Below are 4,455 nucleotides of genomic sequence, written 5' to 3'. Positions count from 1 at the left end.
CGGTCGGGGAAGTAGCGGTAGAGCGTCGCGCGCGAGCACCCCGCGGCGGTGGCGATGTCGGACATCGCGACCACGTCGACGCCGCGCTCCGCGAACAGGCCACCGGCCGCGTCGAGGATCCGTTCGACAGCGGGCGCCCGCCGATCCACCCAGTCGCTCATCTCGCCTCCAGCGGGACGCCCAGCGGGCGTCGTACATAGGGGCCGGGAGCCCAGGTGATCGCCGCGTCGTCGACGGTGAAGTCGGGGATCCGCGCCAGCAGTTCCTCGAGCGCCACCAGGATCTGCATCCGCGCGGCCGCGGCGCCGAGGCAGTGGTGGTGGCCCTGGCTGAAGCTCAGGATCTGCGACGGACGGCGGCGTACGTCGAGCTCGTCGGCGTCCGGCCCGTAGCGACGCGGGTCGCGGTTCGCGGCGCCGTACAACAGCAGCACCTTGCGACCCGCGGGAATGACCGTGTCGTGGAGCACGACGTCGCGGACCGCCGTCCGGGCCAGGGCCTGGACCGGCGAGGTGAGGCGGAGGAACTCCTCCACGGCGTCCGGCAGCAGCGACGGGTCGGCGACGAGCAGGGCGCGCTGGTCGGGACGCGACGACAGCAGCTGCACCGCACCGCCCAACGCACCGGTGGTCGTGTCGTTTCCCCCGGCCACCATGGTGAAGACGAACGCCAGGATCGAGAGCAGGCCGGCGTCGGCGTCCGGCCCGTCGGCCACGCCTGCGGCAACGAGCTGGGAGACGGTGTCGTCGCCGGGTTCGCGACGGCGTCGCTCGATCAGTTCGGAGAAGTAGCCCATCAGCTCGACGGTCGCGCTCGCCGCATCGGTGCCCACAATGCCGACATTGGCGCCGACGATCGCGGTGCTCCACTCGTCGAACCGGGCCCGGTCCGCTTCGGGGACACCGAGGTAGTGCCCGACCACGAGGCTCGGCAACGGCTTGAAGAGCCCGGCGACGATGTCACCACCTCCCGCGGCGCGCAGCCCCTCGACCCGCTCGACGACGAACGCCCGCACTTCCGCCTCGATGTCGCGCACCTGCCGGGGCGTGAAGCCGCGGGCGACCAGGCGCCGGAAGGCGGTGTGGACGGGCGGGTCGGTCATCACGAACGGCGGGTTGTCGACGAGCCCGATCCGCTCGAGCTCGTCGTACTCCACCGTCAGGCCCTGCGCGCTGGAGAAGGTGGCCACGTCGACGGCCGCCGCGAGCACATCGGCATGGCGGGACAGCACGTAGTGGTCCGCCTCCGGGCGATCCGGCGGCACGACGTGGTGGACCGGATCCTGCTCCCGCAGCACGGCGTACGACGACCACGGGTCGCGCCACGCCTCACCACCTCCGGGGCGGTACGCAACGCTGGACGTCTGGTTTGACATGTGTCGATGATGAGACAGATCGGGGAATCTGTCCAGTGCCGTCGCGATGAGTCCGGCTGTCGGTGGCGGTCTCTAGTCTTCGAGACAGGGCACCCGCAACGACGAGAAAGAACACGCGAACCATGAGCGAAGCAATGATCCGCGCCAGCGGACTGACGAAGAGCTACAAGACGGTGCAGGCCCTGGGCGGGCTCGACCTGGCCGTCCCCGAGGGCAAGGTCCTCGCGCTGCTGGGCCCCAACGGTGCCGGCAAGACGACCGCGGTCCGCTGCCTGACGACGCTGTTGAAGCCGGACTCCGGCTCGGCGACGGTCGCCGGCGTCGACGTGCTGGCCGACCCGGCCGGCGCACGCGCCAAGATCGGACTCTCGGGGCAGTACGCCGCTGTCGACGAACACCTCACCGGCTACGAGAACCTCGTCATGGTCGGCCGGCTCTACCACCTCGGGAAGGCCCGGGCGCAGGCCCGCGCCCGCGAGCTGCTCGAGCGCTTCGACCTCACCGAGGCCGGCGACCGACCCTCCAAGACCTACTCCGGCGGCATGCGCCGCCGGCTCGACCTCGCCGGTGCACTGGTCGCTGAGCCGCCGGTACTGATCCTCGACGAGCCCACCACCGGGCTCGACGTGCGCAGCCGCCAGCAGATGTGGGACGTCATCCGCGAGCTCGTCGCCAGTGGGGCGACACTGCTGCTGACGACGCAGTATCTCGAGGAGGCCGATCGCCTCGCCGACGACATCGTCGTGATCGACCACGGCCGCGCGATCGCGCACGGCACGGCCGACGAGCTCAAGGCGACGACCGGTGGCGAGCGGATCGAGGTCGTCCTCGCCGACGTCGAGGACCGCGAGGCCGCGGTCCGCACCGTCGCCGAGGTGGCGGTCGGTGACGTCCGGGTCAGCGACAACGGGCGCGAGCTCAGTGCCGCCGTCTCCGGGCGCGGTGCCGGCCACCTGCTGCACGTCCTGCAGGGGTTCGAGCGCGACGCCGTCACCGTCCTCGACGTCGGCCTGCGCCGGCCGACCCTCGACGACGTCTTCCTCTCCCTCACCGGTCACGCGGCCGAAGAAGCCGATGTCGCGACCGACGCCCCCGCCGACACCAAGGAGGTCGCCCGATGAGCACCGCAGTCCAGGCCCTCACCGACGGCTGGGTCGTCGCCCAGCGCAACCTGATCAAGATCAAGCGCGTGCCCGAGGTGCTCGTGTTCGTGCTGATCAGCCCGATCATGTTCGTGCTGCTCTTCGCCTTCGTGTTCGGCGGAGCGATCGACCCGCCGGGATCGGTCAACTACAAGGAATGGCTGATCGCGGGCATCTTTGCCCAGACCGTCGTCTTCGGCGCGACGTTCACCGGCGCCGGCCTCGCCGAGGACATGCAGAAGGGCATCATCGACCGGTTCCGGTCGCTGCCGATGTCCAGCTCCGCGGTCCTGGTCGGTCGTACGACGTCCGACGTCGTCTACAACATCCTGTCGCTGATCATCATGGCGCTGACCGGCCTCCTGGTCGGCTGGCGGATCCGCGAGGGCTTCGTCGACGCGATCCTCGGCTTCGCCCTCCTGTTGCTCTTCGCCTATGCGGTGAGCTGGGTGATGGCGTTCGTCGGGATGCTGGTACCGAGCGTCGAGGTCATCAACAACGCCTCGTTCATCGTGATCATGCCGCTGACGTTCGTGTCGAACGCCTTCGTCCCCACCGAGTCGTTCGACGGCGTGCTGCGCACCATCGTCGAGTGGAACCCGGTGTCGACGCTGACGCAGTCGTCGCGCGAGCTGTTCGGCAACACCGGCGGATTCGAGCCCACCGATGCGTGGTCCATGCAGAACCCCGTGCTCTACACGCTGATCTGGGTAGCGATCATCCTGGTCGTCTTCGCCCCGCTCGCGGTGCGGCAGTACCGCCTCACCACCAGCAAGTGACCGGCCCGGTGGGCCCAGCGTTCCGCTTGGGCCCACCGGATCACTCCACCCGGGCGGTCAGCGGCAGGCGGCCTCGCGCGCACGCCCCGACGGCCGCCGCCGTGAGCAGGGGCAACCCGACCACGACGGACACGATGAGCAACCACGGCACGTCCATGCTGGTGGCGCCGGTCTCGAACTGCCGGGTCAGCGGCTGGCTGATCGCCAGTCCCGGGATGAAGCCGACCGGCGCTCCCAACAGGGCGCCGATGCCGCCGACGAACAGCGCGTAGCCGGCTGCGACCCGACGCCGTTCGCGGGGGCGCGCTCCGACGGCCGCCATCGTGGCGAGGTCGGGTCGGGCGTCGGACAGGGCCAGGAAGGTCGCCGTGAGCGTGCCGCCGAGCATCAGGATCGCGCCGAGGGCACCGAGGACGAACTGGATGATCCGGACGGCCGAGTCAGCCTGGTAGCCGCGCTCGACGTAGAAGTAGGGCTGGACCGGCAGCGCACCGAACGCCTCCTGGATGTCCTTCTCCGTGCTCTCGCTGAACGGCCCGGGCAACACGACGCCGACCGTGTCGACCTTGAGCCCGAGCTCCTTGACGACCTCGGGTGACATCAGCGCCGGAGCCGGTGGCGTGGGCCGCTGAACCTGGATGACGTCGGCCTTCGCGGTAGCCGAGGCGATGGGCTGCGGCAACTCCTCCGTCGCGACGTACTGGCGTACGTCGACACGGACCTTGCTCGCGTCGGCACCGTTGTCGTCGGCGCCGCGAAGCAGCACGAGTCCACCGTCGCCGAGCAGGGCGTTGGCCCGCTCCCTGTCCGCGGCGTCCATCTCGATGAAGTCGGGCACCTCCGTGCCGACGAGGTACGGCGAGCCGATCGAGGACCAGTACTCCAGCATCAGCGCCTCGCCGTCAGCGCTGAACTCGATCTCCAGCTCACCGGCCTCGCCCGACGTCTGCACCCCCGTGACCTGCTCGGCACCCTGGCCGGGCAGGTAGCGCGCGAGGGTCTCGTCGACAGCATCCTTGTCCGCGTCGAAGCCGTAGGCGACCGATGCCTGGCCGATGGGGAGCTGCGGGGCGTACGCGTCCTTGTTGGCAGCCTCCTGGCTGCTGACGGCGATCCCGAGCGCCACCACGCCGGCGACGGTGGCGCCGACGGCGGCCAC

At 70.3% G+C, this 4,455-nt stretch carries 5 protein-coding genes; 2 read left to right on the top strand and 3 right to left on the bottom strand.

Annotated elements, in window-relative coordinates; genetic code table 11:
* A partial coding sequence (locus tag ACOADB_RS01905) for a helix-turn-helix domain-containing protein (RefSeq protein ID WP_378596219.1) occupies positions 1-161 on the bottom strand: 161 nt, incomplete at its 3' end.
* Positions 158-1,375: a cytochrome P450 gene (locus ACOADB_RS01900; protein ID WP_378596218.1), complete on the bottom strand. Its 1,218-nt coding sequence runs from the start codon at positions 1,373-1,375 to the stop codon at positions 158-160. The genes ACOADB_RS01905 and ACOADB_RS01900, both read right to left, overlap by 4 nt.
* A gap of 122 nt (positions 1,376-1,497) precedes the next feature.
* Between ACOADB_RS01900 and ACOADB_RS01895 the strand changes: the two genes are divergently transcribed.
* Positions 1,498-2,496, top strand: a complete 999-nt coding sequence (locus ACOADB_RS01895; RefSeq protein WP_378596217.1) for an ATP-binding cassette domain-containing protein — start codon at positions 1,498-1,500, stop codon at positions 2,494-2,496.
* Positions 2,493-3,296, top strand: coding sequence for an ABC transporter permease (locus ACOADB_RS01890; protein WP_378596216.1), 804 nt, complete (start codon positions 2,493-2,495; stop codon positions 3,294-3,296). The genes ACOADB_RS01895 and ACOADB_RS01890 overlap by 4 nt, the downstream gene beginning before the upstream one ends.
* A 40-nt stretch (positions 3,297-3,336) precedes the next feature.
* On the opposite strand, the gene ACOADB_RS01885 is transcribed toward ACOADB_RS01890, so the two are convergent.
* Positions 3,337-4,455 (bottom strand): FtsX-like permease family protein (locus ACOADB_RS01885; protein ID WP_378596215.1); only part of this gene is annotated, 1,119 nt, incomplete at its 5' end.

The sequence above is a fragment of the Nocardioides sp. CPCC 206348 genome (genome assembly GCF_048654705.1).
Classification (GTDB): Bacteria; Actinomycetota; Actinomycetes; order Propionibacteriales; family Nocardioidaceae; genus Nocardioides.
The sequence above is the reverse complement of the archived record's forward strand: the minus strand, read 5'-3'. Positions and strand labels throughout refer to the sequence as shown.